The following is a 15,086-nucleotide window of genomic DNA, read 5'->3' on the forward strand; positions in this document are numbered from 1 at the left end:
TAAACACCTTCAAATTTCTCTGGATTGATGAATATATTTAGTGGCAAATTCAAATCGTAAAGTTAAGTATTTAAGCTTAAAAAATCATTAATTTATTTTGTAGCAAATTCGGTTATTCTAAGCCCCTTTTCATGACAGCCCGCGTAGGCAAGCTTTGTTTGTGTGGTTCCGCTCCTTTTCATAGCAGCCTGCGTAGGCAGGCTTTGTTTGTACATTCGCGACTTTAGTCGTTTGGCTAAAGTTTCGGGATAAGGGAAAAAGGCTTTTAGAACCAGCTTGGCTATCAAAGCACAACAGCAAATTTACGATTTTTATTTTTTCATACTTCTCAGTAATTCTCCGGGAAAGATGGAAAGAAGCTGTAACTATTAGGTCTCTAATGCTCGATGTATCCCTGCCACTGCGGTCATCACATAGTGAGGGTTGGCTTTGTGCCAGTTAGAAGTGGCTGCTATATCCATTGATTTTTCCACCTTTACCCGAAATCGCCTAATTTACAGATTTTATCTATCTAGAGGAGTATCTATTTTATTAAAATTTATTCCCATGCGTCCTTGACGATTTAAGCAAAGATATGATCTAAAGGCTTAAAAATTTCCCACGCTGGCACGAGAGGCTCAATATGACCTACCAAAGAGTGCAAAAATCTTCCTCTTGGACTCCGCAAACCCAGGCGAAAGCCTCTCGCTTTGCCCCACCTCCAATGACCGTGCAGGCAAAACAACCTGTTGACGAGCATCAGTCAGAGTCGCAAATGCCCAGCTACACCCCCTTGCCAGCAGACTACGTTCATCCTTTGATGAGAAGTTTGAATTCGGCTGAGCCAATGCAGGAGCGAGCAGAAGCACTACAATCTGAGTCTGAGTCCACTGTTGAAGACAATATCCAGATGTCAGACGGGGCGGAGGCTATCCAGCGCCAGCAAGAGCTGGAAGACGAAGGCGAGGAAAAACTGTCGGTTCAGACGAAGCTTACGATAGGGCAGCCAGGAGATAAATATGAGCAGGAAGCTGACCAGATGGCAGCGCAGATAGTGCAGCAGATAAATGCGCCCTCTCCTCAGTCGTCAGGTCAGAGTAACCCAGTCCAGCGGCAAGAGATGCCTCCTGAGGAAGACGAACTTCAGATGAAGCCAATGGTGCAGCGTCTGCAAGCCAGCGGAGGAACGGTTACGCAAGATGTGGAAGCCTCAATTCAAGGGGCGCGGGGTAGCGGACAGCCACTGGCAGATAGCATCCGTGTACCGATGGAAGGGGCGTTTGGAGCTGATTTTAGTAGCGTTAAAGTCCACACCGATTCTCAATCTGACCAGCTCAACCAATCAATTCAGGCGAAAGCTTTTACCACAGGACAAGATATCTTCTTTCGTCAGGGAGCTTACGAACCTGGAAATCGGGAGGGACAAGAGTTAATTGCCCACGAGTTAACTCATGTGGTACAGCAGAGTGGCGGTACGCTATCCGGAGCAGTGCAAGGTAGGTTAATTCAGCGCACGCCGGATGACCTTTGGAACAGGGTAAATAGCGAGCAGGACGTTGACACTATTAGTCAGGAAAAAGCCAAACAAATATTAAAGAATGATTTCTACTCAAACTGGTTTCTTGTGAGAGATTACTTGGTAGAGGGTAAATGGAAAGGCAAGGAGCAAGCAGAGATTGAGAGAAAGCAGCCTTGGTTCAAAAAGCTAATGCGAGAGAGTTTCATCAAACTGCGTCAGACGGAGACTGACAAGCTTCTAACACATATACGAGATAATGAACTCGCAACTGGTGAATTCGAGAACTTAGAACCGGAAGATCGCCTGAAGTGGGGTAGCGCAGGCAGCCAAACACTAACTTCAGACATTGATGTCAATCTCAAAGGTGCAGGCTCAATCGCAGCCGTCACGCTGTTCAATCAACTGTTCAAGACAGAACTCAAATGGCCTAACGAACCTGGCACAGTCTTTGATGTCAACGTCTATGCTCAAGACTTCATGGAAAAGACGCCATTCACGCTTGAGAAGAAAGAAAACGAGAACACCGCAAAAATTATTCCGCAACAGGAAGTCGAGCTAAAAGGTGATGTCTTTACTAAGTTTGCTGCCGATCAAGATATGTGGTCGATCTTAAAGATGCGAATCCACATGACCCAAGGAGAATGGGAAAAATACCAAACCTCTATTGTAGGAGATACCTTAAAGCCATACGACGAAGGCGCTCAGTACCAAGAAAGGATGGACGTAGAAACATACCATAAGCAACAAAAACTCCGCACACGATTTGCAGAAGCTGAAGGTTACTACAACGAGTATCAGTGTTTACTTCAGGAGAAGATTCTCCAAATAAACACCAGCACTGATGAGGTTTATGTCACCCTGCGGAAGAATCTCGAAGCTGGTAAACAGTATCTCTCCAAGCATCAAGCTGCTGATACGAAGAAGATGGCAGCAGCTAACCTAATTTACCAGGAACAACTGGATGAAGTTGCAGCAATTCGTCTGTATTTGCAAGACCTTAAAAATTCTAGCAAAAGCAAAAATACTATAGGTCTTCAGAAAGAAATTGATCAATACTCCGTGCGTCTTAAAACAGCACTCTCACACTCGATTGTTTATGCCAATGAAGCCTATTTTACTCAGGGTGCAGTTCACTTCTCCGTAATTGGTCAGCAGATTGGCAACAGCATTAAAAAAGATAAAAAAATTGATAAGGTCGAACTTCAATTATCTGACGAAGAATATCTCCACTCCTTCCGAGAACAAGTAGGAGACACGCTTAAGGTATTGCACGAGTACAGTGAAGCAGAAATTTGGAAAGCTGCATATAAAGCTGGTAAATATATAGACCGTATGCTCAAATCTGCTGCTCCTTTAGTAGGTTCGTCTCAAGTGGCACGGTTTAATGATTTGTCAGAGGTAGGTAGCATCGCGATCGCGCTCAAGGATGAAGGCGCAAATAGTGAAACGCAACAGAGTAGGCTCAATCCGGTTGCTGGAGTAATGGCAGATAGCGTATCCGGTTTCCGCAATCTGATCCTTCAGTTTGGGGTAGATGTTGAAAAAACCTATCAAAATAACCAGGAAGCGAAAAAAGCAGCCGAGAAGAATAAAGTCGAGGAACAACCTAATCTTGATGAAATTCAACGACCAAAAGTAGATAGCAGTAATCCTGTAGGGGCGGAAATGCAACAAAATATTGAACAAGCAGAAGACAAATTTGCTGGTTTGGTCGAACTAGCTCGTCAGATGTGGGGGATGTAATGGCTATTGTTTTCACTGCAATTGTCTTGCGCGATGTGCCGAAGTTGTCTGCTCAGATTGACTTATTTAAATATCCGCTTAAAGGAGGTTTTCGGGGGTTTTCTTTGGTTCCGCCTGGAGTTCATTATGTAAGCGTTCAGGCTGAGGCAACACATCCAGGATTTTGGTGCTATCTGCATCCAGATGAGGTAGTTGTTAAAGTTTTTGACTATACTTTACAACAGTTTGTGGATGACAATTCCGAATCTGTCGCTACCTATCAACAATTAGCCATCAACGGTTCTATGGGAACAGCACTCTTTCCTTATCCCCAAGAACAGTGGGAAAAGTGGAGGAAATTGACCCGATATATTAATGCCAGCGATTTTCCTCCGCAACTTCATCAAGAGATAGTTAGCGAACCACCAGTCAATCTGCCAATACCAGAATTATCTGATTGGATGGAACACCATCACAAATCTCGCTTTGAACTAGCTCTATTTGATACCCATAAAGGCGATCGGGAAGCGTTTTTGGGGGAACTTCAGTTTTCTTTTGTGCGCTGGCTGGTTAATTCCGAAAATAATGGAGATGCAGAAGCTTTTAACCGCTGGCAGCACTTACTTCTATCCATCTATAATGCAGGTGAAAGAATAATCTCTCAAAATTCTAATTGTTTTGTGGCTGTAATCGATACCCTGATAGCACAGTTTGAATGCTTGCCCGATAGTATGTTTGAACCAAATAGCTTTGTTAACCACGATGCTAGTTATCTGGTTGAAGATATGCTGGATACGGATATCGAGGAATTGGGGGCGAAAGGTCGAGAATTTGCTGCTTATTTGGAAAAACGGAGGACGAATGGGTAGCATGGCATTCTATCAAGAGATAGCCAGCACCAAGGCGATCGCAAACTCGGCAGATTAATTAGATAAACGAACTTTATGCCTCAATGACCGAAATTTCCTCAGAACTGCTTTAGGATGCGATCGCGCTAACGAAAACGCAAATACAGGAAATGCGATCGCGTCTCTAAAATAAGTTTGCGTAAATTGGCACAATCCCGCCTCTGCGTTCGTGTAGTCCCAGCGAGATAGGTCGGATAAACTCTAAACATAATATAGAAAACTAGAGTTTCCATTTTCTTCTGCCATGAAACCTGTCTGGAATTCCTTGGCTTTTACGCTTGTGCTATTGTCCGCCTCCCCCGCAGCAGTGCTAGCAGAACCGACATCGCCTCCTACGGTGATCGTGACTCCAGTTCCCAAGAAAACTGAAACCCCAACGCCTCAACCAGAGGATACCAGCACAGCACCGGAATCACCTCCGGCGGTAATCGTCACTCCAGTTCCGACGACGCCGAAAGCAGAAGAACCCAGCACCCCTGAAGTCAAACCCTCTGCTGAGGAAACCAAAACCGAACCCAGTCCAGAAGCGACTGAAAAGCCGGATACCAAACCAGAATCCGATGCAGATAAGGCGGAGGAGGAGGAGAAACCGACTCCAGAAGAAATTGCTCAACAAGAGAAATTAATTGAAGCGGACAAGCTTTATCTGGGGGGACAATTTGCTGCCGCTGATAAGCTTTACCGCGAAGCAAAAGCTCCTTTTGCGAATGCAACCGAGAAAACTGAGCGAAAAGAAGCCATTACTGACGCGGATAAGTTAGCACCTGCGGGGAGGGTGTATTGGCGCGAGGCTCAAGCGGGTATACAACAAAAACTGGAAAGCAAAATTTTTGTGCCGCTGCAATTTTTAGTAGAGCAGTATCCTGAATTTATTCCCGGTCAGGTAGAGTATGCAAAAGCGCTGCGAGATTACAATCAGGTAGAAAAATCTTTACAAGTTTTGGAACGGGCAAGCACTCTTTATCCCGCCGAACCGATGTTGCTCAAAGCAAAAATTGCAGCATACGGTCAAAATAAAAAATGGTTGGAAGCTTCGCTGTCAGCACGTCAATTTGCGTTGCTTAACCCGAATCATCCAGAGGCGACGGAGTTTGCAACGCTAGCGGAAGAGAATCTAAAACGTTATCAATCGCATTTACGCGCGGAGTTGAGAGGGAATGCGATCGCTAATGTAATTACGGGTGCTTTAAGCTATGCCTTCACTGGCAGTTTGTTCGGCCCTCTGACTGCCGTTGAAAGCGCTGCACTGATGCTGCGGGGAGAATCTGCGATTGGTCAATCGGTGGCAAAACAAGCAAAACGCGAACTGCCACTGGTTGAAGATGAAGAGGTGTTGAATTACGTTCGGGAGATAGGAAATAAATTAGCAACGGTAGCGGGACGCCAAGATTTTGAGTATGAATTTTTTGTGGTTCTAGATGACGATCTCAATGCTTTTGCGCTACCAGGAGGCAAGGTTTTTGTCAATGCGGGGGCGATCGCTCGCACTCATTCTGAGGCAGAATTAGCCGGTTTATTAGCTCATGAATTATCTCATGCCGTCCTCTCTCATGGGTTTCAATTAGTCACGCAAGGAAATCTGACGGCTAGCGTGACCGGATTTATTCCTTATGCTGGGAATACCGTCACCAATCTGATTGTTTTTGACTACAGCCGCGACATGGAACGTCAGGCGGATATTCTCGGAACTCGTATTCTCAGTGCTACCGGCTATGCGGCGGATGGGATGCGGAATCTGATGGTGACGCTAAGCAAGCAAGATCGCGATCGCCCGATCTTCAGTTGGCTTTCCACGCACCCGATCACCGATGAGCGGACTCGCTATTTAGAAAGTTTAATTCAGACTAACGGCTACAACCGCTATGCCTATGAAGGAGTAGCGCGACACAACGAAATCAAGGCAAAAGTGAAAAATATTCTAGCCGAGGCAAAGAAGAAGGAAAAAGAACGGAAACAAAAGCGCGATCGCAATTAGCAATTCAGCGGGTAGACACGATCAACCTAAACATCAGATGTAGGCTAGATTCAGGAACGAAACCCAACATTGACAACGCTTTGATGGGGTACTATCCCTAGAAGGCTGAAGCCTTACGGCATGAACGCGCCTCCGCATCTGCTCGATCTATCCGACAAATACGAGATCCATCTACTTAGCCATTAAGCCATGCAAAGAGTATTAGAACCCGAAGTCATGGACAGTTTGGAAGAAGCTGTTGAATATGACTCGATGGACTTTACAGAAATCAACGGGGCATTTGCTCAACGGGCAATTGAGATAGGAGCAACAAATGCAACTGTTCTAGATGCCGGAACCGGAACCGCTCGAATTCCTATCTTAATTGCACAGCAACGCCCTAAATGGCAAATTTTCGGCATCGATATGGCAGAATCAATGCTGCAACTTGGTAGAGAAAATGTAGAAAAAGCTGGGTTGCAAAAACAAATCATTCTGGAATTTGTTGATGCCAAGAAGTTACCTTATCAAGACGGAAAATTTGATATGGTAATTTCCAATAGCCTGTTTCACCACCTACCCAATCCACTGCCATTCTTGCAAGAAGTGAAACGAGTGGTAAAGCCGCAGGGTGCTATTCTCATCCGAGATTTAATTCGTCCTCCTAGCGAGGAAATAATGAATAATTTGGTGGAAAGTATCGGTACAAATTACAACAAACATCAAAAGATGTTATTTCACGACTCTCTCCACGCTGCGTTTACCTTGGATGAAGTGCAGGACTTCTTGCAACAAGCTGGTTTGGAGGGTGTTACAGTTTATCGATCGAGCGATCGCCATTGGACAGCCGAACGAGCCTGGGTTGATCCCTCTTAAATCCGCTTGAATCGCCGTTATCCTTCCTGAACCTCATTCCCAACCCTCTTTACGCTGAGGAGTGTTGCAGACGGCGTGAGGTTCTTCAGCAACAAGAATTAGAGAGGTCAAAGCAATCGTGAAAGCAGGATTTTTAGGAACTGGGTTGATGGGACAGCCGATGGCTAAAAGGCTGTTAGACGCTAAAATTCCAGTAGTTGCATACAATCGTACTCAGTCAAAATTAGCACCTTTGCAGGACGCTGGCGCTAAAATTGCTGATACCCCACAAGAGGCAATTCGTGAGTCTGAGTGCGTAATTTTGATGCTGACAAACGCTACAGCAATTGATGAAGTTCTGTTGTCGGAGGCTTCCCGACCAGAGTTAAAAGGGCGTACAGTCATTCAAATGGGAACGATCTCATCTACAGAAAGTAAAGCGATCGCTTCCCAAATTGTTGCAGCGGGTGCAGAGTATATTGAAGCACCCGTGTTGGGCAGTATTTCGGAAGCAGAAGCCGGTAAATTAATTGTCATGGTAGGTGCTTCCGATGAGCAATTTCAACAGTGGTCGGATTTTCTAAAACATTTTAGCCCTGAACCCCTACATATTGGTTCAGTCGGTGCTGCCGCTGCTGTCAAATTAGCATTAAATCAATTAATCGCTTCCCTTACCAGTGCTTTTGCCCTTAGTTTAGGTTTTGTTCAACGTCAAGGTGCCGACGTTGAGCTGTTTATGCAAATCTTACGGCAAAGCGCCCTTTTTGCTCCCACTTTTGATAAGAAATTGCAGCGGATGTTAGATAGGAATTATGAAAATCCCAATTTCCCAACTAAACATCTGCTCAAAGATACTAACTTATTTCTCAATGAAGCTAAGTTAAATGGCTTGAATGTCAGCAGTTTGGAAGGTATTCGCCAAATTTTAGAAATGGCACAGGACATGGGTTTAGCGGATGAGGATTATTCGGCGCTATTTTCTGCAATTAATCCTGAAGATGAATGAGTGTTTTAACGCAAAGCTACGCTAAGCTAAGCGCAAAGGTTCGCGAAGATTCTTAGCGTACTTCTACGTTCATAATTTTTTAGTAAAAACGGAATAAACTAGGCAAGCAATAATATTTTCTGAATAAAAAATTAACCAAGCCTTAATCAAAGCTTTGCCGAAGGTTGATGAACGCCAATTAAGCTGTTCAACGCATAAACGCGGAGAACACCATGTCTTTATCACGGCGGCAATTCTTCACCCTGGCAGGCGCGAGTGCTGCGGGTGCTGTATTAATGTCCCCTCTAGAAGCGCTCTATACCAAAGCAGCCAGGGGTCAATTAGTGAGTGGGGGAGGTTATGGCCCGCTGATTCCAGATCCCAATGGTTTATTGGATTTACCACGCGGATTTCAATATCGCGCTATCTCTCGGACTGGAGACATGATGAACGATGGCAATCCAGTACCGGGTGGTCACGATGGGATGGGTGCTTTTCCCGGTCCTAATAACACAACTATCTTAATTCGCAATCACGAATTAAGCCCGAATTCTACCACGCAAGTTGTCGGACTCAAATACGATAATCTCTGTAAAGGTGGCACAACAACTCTAATTGTAGGGGCGAATCGCCAAATACAAAGTCATTTTGCTTCCCTAGCAGGAACCTACCGCAACTGTGCAGGTGGCACGACTCCTTGGGGTTCGTGGATTAGCTCTGAAGAAAATACATCAACTCCCGCTACAAACGATCCAGTTAATATTACGGGAAATGTCAACCAACGTCACGGTTATAACTTTGAAGTTCCGGCGAATGCAAAAACAACTGTGACTCCCGTGCCTTTGAAAGCAATGGGGCGTTTTAACCACGAAGCGGTTGCAATCGATCCAAAAACTGGAATTGTTTATGAAACTGAAGATAGAGGCAATGGTCTCTTCTATCGCTTCATTCCAAATCAACCGGGCAAACTTGTAGAAGGCGGTGTTTTGGAAGCTCTGAAAATTAAAGGAATGCCCCAAGCAATTACTAAAACTAACTTCCCGGTGCGTCAACCAATGCAAGTTGAATGGGTTCGCATCGACAATCCCGACCCGGATACAGATACTGTCCGCGTCGAAGGCTTTAGTAAGGGTGCAGCCCAATTTACACGCGGGGAAGGCATCTGGTACGGCAACGGTGAATTTTACTTTTGTTGCACAGATGGTGGCGCTGCCGGACTCGGTCAAGTTTGGCGCTACGTTCCTGGGAAAACAGCACAAGAAGGCGGCACTCTTGAACTTTTTGTTGAACCAAATGATGTAAATGTATTAGATAGTCCTGATAACATTGTTGTGGCTCCTTTTGGCGATTTGATCATCTGTGAAGATGGTGACGACGAGCAATTTGTAGTCGGCGTCACTCAAAAGGGCGAACTCTACCAATTTGCTCGGAATGCTATCAATGATAATGAGTTCGCTGGTGCTTGTTTTTCGCCCGATGGTCAGACCATGTTCGTGAATATCCAAACTCCTGGCATTACTTTTGCTATTTGGGGACCTTGGGCGAAAGGATAATAAGGGGTAATAGGTAATAGGTAATGGGTAATGGATAATGGGTGATTCTTGCAAAGATAGGGAATTTCGCATCTTTACAGTTACTCTTTCTGATTACCCATTATCTGCAAGGTAAACATTCGTGGTATAGGTTAAATATACATAGCCGCGCTCATTGCAAGCGCTTGCATACAGTTCTTGCAAATCTGTCACAAGTTGCTGGTACGCCTCACCTTCTTTGGGGATGTAAGATACACTATTTACCCTGCCAATTAGTCCCTCTAAATCTAGCTGCTGCTGGTACTCAAAAGTATGGCACCGGACATCTGGAAAATGGGGGCTGCTTAGTAGAGGAGCGACTGAAACCATCCGCTTCTCTGCTGGATGATTGTTTGATGCAATCTCAACTAAGCGGCTGTAATTTGCTGTGAATTCATCGTTTTGATCGCGGTCGTTCCATACTACCGCTAGTCGTCCGCTTGGCCTGAGAAGGCGGCGAAATTCTAGCAATGTTGGTTCGGGATTAAACCAATGGAAAGATTGGAAGCAAGTCACTAAATCAACAGATGCGTTGGGTAAATTCGTGGCTTCTGCTGTTCCGTCACGAAACTCTACCAAGGAATGCGGTGATGCGGCGTCTCTCATTGCGGCGTTTGGCTCGATAGCGATCGCATTCACTCCCCGTTGAGCTAACAAACGCGAGGAAATTCCCGTCCCTGCACCAATATCTGCGGCGACCAGTTGTGAAGGATTTCCTAATCCCTTCAGGATAATATCAATAGCGGCGTCTGGATAGTTCGGTCGATACTTGGCGTAATCCTCTGCGCGGTTGGAAAATCGGCTCAGTGGATTCATTGCGTGCAACGGCGTGTCTTTTGAGTTACTTTCTTTCACCAGCGTCACTCACTAATAAATTTTGACTATTTTCGGTATAAGGCCAGAAAAAAAGAATAAAAGTTTCTTTCTTTACTCTAGTTTATTTTTTTCACGTAAAAGGTCTGATTAACAATAAAATTAGCATTTTTTTAGGAGTTCTAATTATAAAATAATGACTCCTTTACCTACACCTTTGTTGATTTTTCCCTAAATGTTTATTAGTGGAATGGAAACAAAGTTATTTCTTCAAGATAAAGAGAAACTTTTTATCTTGAAATCTAGACTTTACTCAAGTTCTTATAATATTATAAATTTTGATAAGGAAGAACCATCCTTAAATATTTATTTAGGATATATTTCGATTATTCAAATAATAGCGCTAAGCCTAAGAATTTGTAGTAACCGCAATACGATTTCCTAAATTTCAGTTAAGAGCGATCGCGATAAACTCACGCGATCGCTCTTAACTGGTTTGGGAAATATCAGCGATCGCAAATGCAATAGCCGTTGAGATAAGCCCCAGGATGGGAGCCTGGGGCTTATATTTGCTTTAGACGATTAAAGCTCTCAGCGGGTTTTTTTTCCGGTTCGTCGCCGCAGCTTCTGTGCCAGCGACGAAGCTTCCCGTTCGGCTTTGTAGAGATCGATGGATCGAGCCGTCAGCACTAACGATCCATCAAGCTTTTGCCCGACGTAGGGGAGACTGGTTGCTTTATACTCGCAAATGTCAGCTTTACCCCGAAGGGATTTCAAGTCTGTATTAACTTGAGCTGAGATTGCCTTGAGTTCCTGTATTGCTGCCTCTAGCTCCGCTGAAAGCCGATTGACTTGGGTTGCTTGCGCCTCTAGGTGTTTTAACTTTTCATTCAGATGTTCCTGTAGCAGTTCCTGATAGGTTTTCACCCGTAGTGACGGAATTAACCTTCTGGAATCGCCTGTCTTTCGAGGTCGTCTTTCAGTATTGGCGATCGCTGGCGATGGAACGCGCTTGTGTTTGGCATCACCTTTTACGGGTTGGCGGTCTTCGCCACGTTTCATCTGGACTACTTTGAGGCTGGCTTGCAGTTTTGTCATGTCGATGGCTGGATGGCTACCTAACGACTTGGATGCGGACGCAATCAGTACAATTGTACTATAACGGGAGGCGATCGCTACTTACTCTGGTTTTTTTTTCAGTGGTAGAGCAATATAAGTGGGAGCGCAGTCTACCAAAACCTAAGGAGTGCATACAATGGTGCGAACCGCCTCAACCATGTTGGCGCTGGGCACTACAGCCCCAGATTTCCAATTGCCGGATGTGGTATCTGGTCAAACCGTTTCCCTTGCCACCTTTGCCGATAAGCAGGCATTGCTGGTCATGTTCATCTGCAAGCATTGCCCTTTTGTGAAACACATCCAGGGAGAACTGGTGCAGCTTGGCAAGGATTACGTCGGAGAAGAGATTGGAATTGTGGCAATTAGCGCCAACGATGCCAGCAACTATCCAGATGATGCCCCTAACTCACTCAAAGCAATGGCGAATGAGCTGGGATTCACCTTTCCTTTGTGCTACGACGAAACTCAAGAAACTGCTAAAGCTTATACCGCTGCTTGTACCCCAGACTTTTTCCTCTTTGATGCCAACCAAAGTTTGGTTTATCGCGGTCAATTAGATGACAGTCGCCCCGGTAACGATCGACCCGTCAACGGCAAAGATTTACGAGCCGCAATAGATGCAGTGTTAGCCGGTCAATCAATCCCCTCAGACCAGAAGCCTAGCATCGGCTGCAACATCAAGTGGAAGCCGGGGAATGAACCGACATATTTTCCTCATTAATCGCAGCAACAGGGACTTGTGGAAGGGTGCAGAATCAAGCTTGAAGGTTATAAAGATGACATGAAATCTTCCCGGCTCCCTCTTTCCAGCTGCCTCTTCCTGCTTGTCTTCATGAGCGGATGTCAAAATCAGAAACCAACGAATGCCGAGATGGAGGCGTGGAGAAATGAGGCGATGCAAAAAAACGCCGCAATGGTTGCTGCTCATACGAACAATCGACAGCGGCAACAGTGGAATCTAGAAATTCAGGGGAAAACGGCGGCGGGAAAATCCGTGCGGTTGACTATGCAAGAACTAGACGCGATCGCAACCACCCATATACGGACGCGATCGCCCCATAATACCAGCAACAACCCCGATCGGATTTTTGACTTTCGGGGTGTTGCTATCTCTAAACTGCTCGACAAGTTCGGCATCACTAATAGTAAGGAAGTAACGCTTGTCGCTTTCGATTCCTACCGTGCCACCGTCAGCATTGCAGACTTGCGTGCGTACCCGATTATCATTGCTTTAGAGCGCGATGGAATGCCCATTTCCCGCAGCGAAGGCGGCCCGCTTTCTCTGGTATTTCCTTACACCGAGTACCCGCAGCTTGAGCAAAAGTATCCCGACCGTTTTTGGGCATTTTACGTGACCAACCTAATCGTCGGTACCGAGCCAGTGCAACTGCGCGTTGGCGAAACCCCGCTTGATGCCAGAACCATCAGCCAACTGCCACAAGTCACCATTGAAGAAGCTGTTGGCTACCCGATTGGATGGCCGATTGGTAAAGTCAAGCTCACGGGCGTGCGCGTGCGGGACGTTCTTGCGGCTGCCGGTGATACCCTGCCAGAAAACGGTATGGTTATCATTCGGGGAAAAGCGCCCGTCTCTCGCAATGCCCTGAATCCAATTCGTTTGGCAGCTAACGAGGTGCGAGACTGCGATATTTTGTTTGCCACGCACTGGGGTAACGAACGCAATCCGATTCCTGCCAAAATGGGTGGTCCGATAACGCTGGCTTTCCCCAGCAATTGTCAAGCGAGATCCGAGAATCAGCGCTGGCTCACTTTTGTGGAACAACTGGAGGTTAGTAAATAATGGCGAATGGTTAATCTGAGTTTTGAGTTTTGAGTTTTGAGTTTTGAGTTCCAAGAAAATTATTTTATTCAAAAGTTTTAACTTTTGAGAGTTTTGTGTTTCAAGAAGATTTTTTCGTTCAAAACTAAAAATTTAAAATTTCAAACTTTTTAGAAATTACCAAGTAACCATTACCAATTAACCCTGATGAAAGTTGCCGCGTTCCGTTCAATTCATACACGAATTATGACCGCCACGACACTCTTGATTGTGGCGATTGTTGGTTCTGTGGTATGGCTGTGGGCGAAAAATGAGAGACAACTCTACCGGGAACAGAAGCGGCGTGAAGTCCAGCAGCTAGCGATCGCTTTATCCAATACCTGGACAAACGAACTTGAAGACCAAAATTGGGGTCAGATTCGGCTCGGTTTCAATCTGCTACTGAAGCGCAACCCAGATTTCGTTTACATTCTGATCTCCGATGTGCGCCTGTCTAATCAAATCGTTGCCGCCAGCGAAAGCGAACTTCAGGAACAGTATGTTCCCGATATTGTGCCTGTGTGGGTAACGGACTCAGCGCTGGCAGTATATGACGATACCCGTGTTGTCGAGACATTTCTCCTGCGCGACATTACTTTCAACCGCAAAGTGCGGGCACGCCAAGGTGAAACTGCCATCGAAGTTGCCGCCGCGATTCGCAACTCTTCGGGGCAAAAAATTGGGACGTTGCGGATTGGGATGTCACTGCGGCAGGTCAATCAAGCGGTCGCGATCGCTGTCGAAAAAGCGCTGTTTGTGGGTGTTTTTGCCCTCTCCTTGGGTCTTTTCGGTTCCTACCTGTTGGCAACAGAACTCAGCAGTCCCGTGCGGCGATTGCAAGTGAGTGCTGCCAAAATTGCCGCAGGCGATTTACACCATCGGGCTGAAATTTACCGCAAAGATGAAATCGGCGCTTTAGCGATCGCGTTCAATGATATGTCGGCGGCGCTACAAGGTTTGTTTAGCCGACTACAGAAAACTATCGAGTCTTTTCATCGATTCGTACCAGAGAAATTTCTTCTGGTGATTGCACCCGACGGCATCGAGAACATCCAAGTCGGCTTTGCCTCGACGCGCACGATTACGATCCTATTTGCCGATATTCGGGGCTACACGGCAATGTCAGAACAAATGACGCCCTTAGAAACCTTTTCATTTTTGAATGACTACCTCGCCTGCATGGGACAAGTGATTGACAAGTCCGGCGGTTTCATAGACAAGTATATCGGCGACGCGATTATGGCGCTCTTCGATGATGAAGCGACGGACAACGCTCTGCACGCAGCGTTAGCAATGCGACAGCGACTTAAAATCTTGAATGAAGAGCGATCGCACCAAGGTTTGCCAACCATCGATATCGGTATTGGCATTCATCGAGGCGAGGTCGTCATGGGTACCGTTGGATTTAGCTCCCGTATCGAGTCTACAGTTGTTGGGGATGCCGTAAACGTAGCCGCTCGTGTCGAAAGCCTCACCAAAAACTACGACAGCACCATCCTCGTCACCAAGCCAATCGTCGAAGCGCTGCGCCACCCCGACACTTTCCCCCTGCGCTTAGTCGATAAGTTTGTTCGGGTGAAAGGTAAGGAAGAGCTAGTAGCGATTTACGAACTTGATGCAGTGTAGGTTATTTACCGAGTCTATTTCCTCGATAAGCTCCTCTCTTCTCTTCCTCTGCGCTCTCTGCGTCCTCTGCGGTTCGTTTTTCCCAAATTAAAGAAGACTGTTATATAGCGGTTCTCAGTTGGATGGCATACAGTAAGGGAGTAGCCCAGCCTGCCAGACAATCGCCGATCATGAAAGCCTACTCGCTTGACCTACGCCAAAAAGTGATTGATGCCT

11 protein-coding genes are annotated in these 15,086 nt (G+C 45.9%); 9 read left to right on the top strand and 2 right to left on the bottom strand.

Features of this window, described 5'->3' with window-relative positions; all coding sequences use genetic code 11:
• Positions 1–622 precede the first annotated feature (622 nt).
• The 6 genes from NC994_RS04330 to NC994_RS04355 all read left to right on the top strand — a co-directional run bounded on the left by NC994_RS04330 (position 623) and on the right by NC994_RS04355 (position 9,475).
• Complete coding sequence (locus NC994_RS04330) at positions 623–3,241, top strand: DUF4157 domain-containing protein (protein ID WP_242030405.1); 2,619 nt, start codon at positions 623–625, stop codon at positions 3,239–3,241.
• Positions 3,241–4,089, top strand: coding sequence for an AAR2 pre-mRNA splicing protein (locus NC994_RS04335; RefSeq protein WP_190434505.1), 849 nt, complete (start codon positions 3,241–3,243; stop codon positions 4,087–4,089). The genes NC994_RS04330 and NC994_RS04335 overlap by 1 nt, the downstream gene beginning before the upstream one ends.
• Before the next feature lie 283 nt (positions 4,090–4,372).
• Positions 4,373–6,103, top strand: a complete 1,731-nt coding sequence (locus NC994_RS04340; protein WP_190434509.1) for a M48 family metallopeptidase — start codon at positions 4,373–4,375, stop codon at positions 6,101–6,103.
• A gap of 189 nt (positions 6,104–6,292) precedes the next feature.
• Positions 6,293–6,958: a class I SAM-dependent methyltransferase gene (locus NC994_RS04345; protein ID WP_190434511.1), complete on the top strand. Its 666-nt coding sequence runs from the start codon at positions 6,293–6,295 to the stop codon at positions 6,956–6,958.
• A 118-nt stretch (positions 6,959–7,076) separates the two neighbouring features.
• Positions 7,077–7,943: an NAD(P)-binding domain-containing protein gene (locus NC994_RS04350; protein WP_190434514.1), complete on the top strand. Its 867-nt coding sequence runs from the start codon at positions 7,077–7,079 to the stop codon at positions 7,941–7,943.
• Between the two features lie 212 nt (positions 7,944–8,155).
• The gene (locus tag NC994_RS04355) at positions 8,156–9,475 is read left to right on the top strand and encodes an alkaline phosphatase PhoX (protein ID WP_190429334.1); all 1,320 of its coding nucleotides are present in this window, start codon (positions 8,156–8,158) and stop codon (positions 9,473–9,475) included.
• 93 nt (positions 9,476–9,568) lie between these two features.
• On the opposite strand, the gene NC994_RS04360 is transcribed toward NC994_RS04355, so the two are convergent.
• Positions 9,569–10,309 carry a class I SAM-dependent methyltransferase gene (locus tag NC994_RS04360; RefSeq protein ID WP_190429338.1) on the bottom strand — a complete coding sequence of 247 codons (741 nt, stop codon included), beginning with the start codon at positions 10,307–10,309 and terminating at the stop codon, positions 9,569–9,571.
• 588 nt (positions 10,310–10,897) lie between these two features.
• Positions 10,898–11,404, bottom strand: a complete 507-nt coding sequence (locus NC994_RS04365; RefSeq protein WP_190434516.1) for a hypothetical protein — start codon at positions 11,402–11,404, stop codon at positions 10,898–10,900.
• Positions 11,405–11,561: 157 nt separating this feature from the next.
• On the opposite strand from NC994_RS04365, the gene NC994_RS04370 reads away from it, so the two are divergent.
• The 3 genes from NC994_RS04370 to NC994_RS04380 all read left to right on the top strand — a co-directional run bounded on the left by NC994_RS04370 (position 11,562) and on the right by NC994_RS04380 (position 14,870).
• Entirely contained in the window at positions 11,562–12,146 is a 585-nt protein-coding gene (locus NC994_RS04370) for a thioredoxin family protein (protein WP_190434519.1), read from the top strand.
• 111 nt (positions 12,147–12,257) lie between these two features.
• Positions 12,258–13,226: a molybdopterin-dependent oxidoreductase gene (locus NC994_RS04375; protein WP_242030406.1), complete on the top strand. Its 969-nt coding sequence runs from the start codon at positions 12,258–12,260 to the stop codon at positions 13,224–13,226.
• Between the two features lie 186 nt (positions 13,227–13,412).
• Positions 13,413–14,870 (top strand): adenylate/guanylate cyclase domain-containing protein, encoded by a 1,458-nt coding sequence (locus NC994_RS04380; RefSeq protein WP_190434523.1) that lies wholly within the window; start codon positions 13,413–13,415, stop codon positions 14,868–14,870.
• Positions 14,871–15,086: the final 216 nt, after the last annotated feature.

The organism is Trichocoleus sp. AS-A1 (genome assembly GCF_039962015.1).
Taxonomy (GTDB): domain Bacteria; phylum Cyanobacteriota; class Cyanobacteriia; order Cyanobacteriales; family FACHB-T130; genus FACHB-T130.

Excerpts from the sequence above, each read along its gene's own strand:
- NC994_RS04355 (WP_190429334.1), top strand. The coding sequence starts at position 8,156 with ATGTCTTTATCACGGCGGCAATTCTTCACCCTGGCAGGCGCGAGTGCT.
- NC994_RS04345 (WP_190434511.1), top strand. The coding sequence starts at position 6,293 with ATGCAAAGAGTATTAGAACCCGAAGTCATGGACAGTTTGGAAGAAGCT.
- NC994_RS04380 (WP_190434523.1), top strand. The coding sequence starts at position 13,413 with ATGAAAGTTGCCGCGTTCCGTTCAATTCATACACGAATTATGACCGCC.
- NC994_RS04340 (WP_190434509.1), top strand. The coding sequence starts at position 4,373 with ATGAAACCTGTCTGGAATTCCTTGGCTTTTACGCTTGTGCTATTGTCC.
- NC994_RS04360 (WP_190429338.1), bottom strand. The coding sequence starts at position 10,309 with ATGAATCCACTGAGCCGATTTTCCAACCGCGCAGAGGATTACGCCAAG.
- NC994_RS04335 (WP_190434505.1), top strand. The coding sequence starts at position 3,241 with ATGGCTATTGTTTTCACTGCAATTGTCTTGCGCGATGTGCCGAAGTTG.
- NC994_RS04365 (WP_190434516.1), bottom strand. The coding sequence starts at position 11,404 with ATGACAAAACTGCAAGCCAGCCTCAAAGTAGTCCAGATGAAACGTGGC.
- NC994_RS04330 (WP_242030405.1), top strand. The coding sequence starts at position 623 with ATGACCTACCAAAGAGTGCAAAAATCTTCCTCTTGGACTCCGCAAACC.
- NC994_RS04370 (WP_190434519.1), top strand. The coding sequence starts at position 11,562 with ATGGTGCGAACCGCCTCAACCATGTTGGCGCTGGGCACTACAGCCCCA.
- NC994_RS04375 (WP_242030406.1), top strand. The coding sequence starts at position 12,258 with ATGAGCGGATGTCAAAATCAGAAACCAACGAATGCCGAGATGGAGGCG.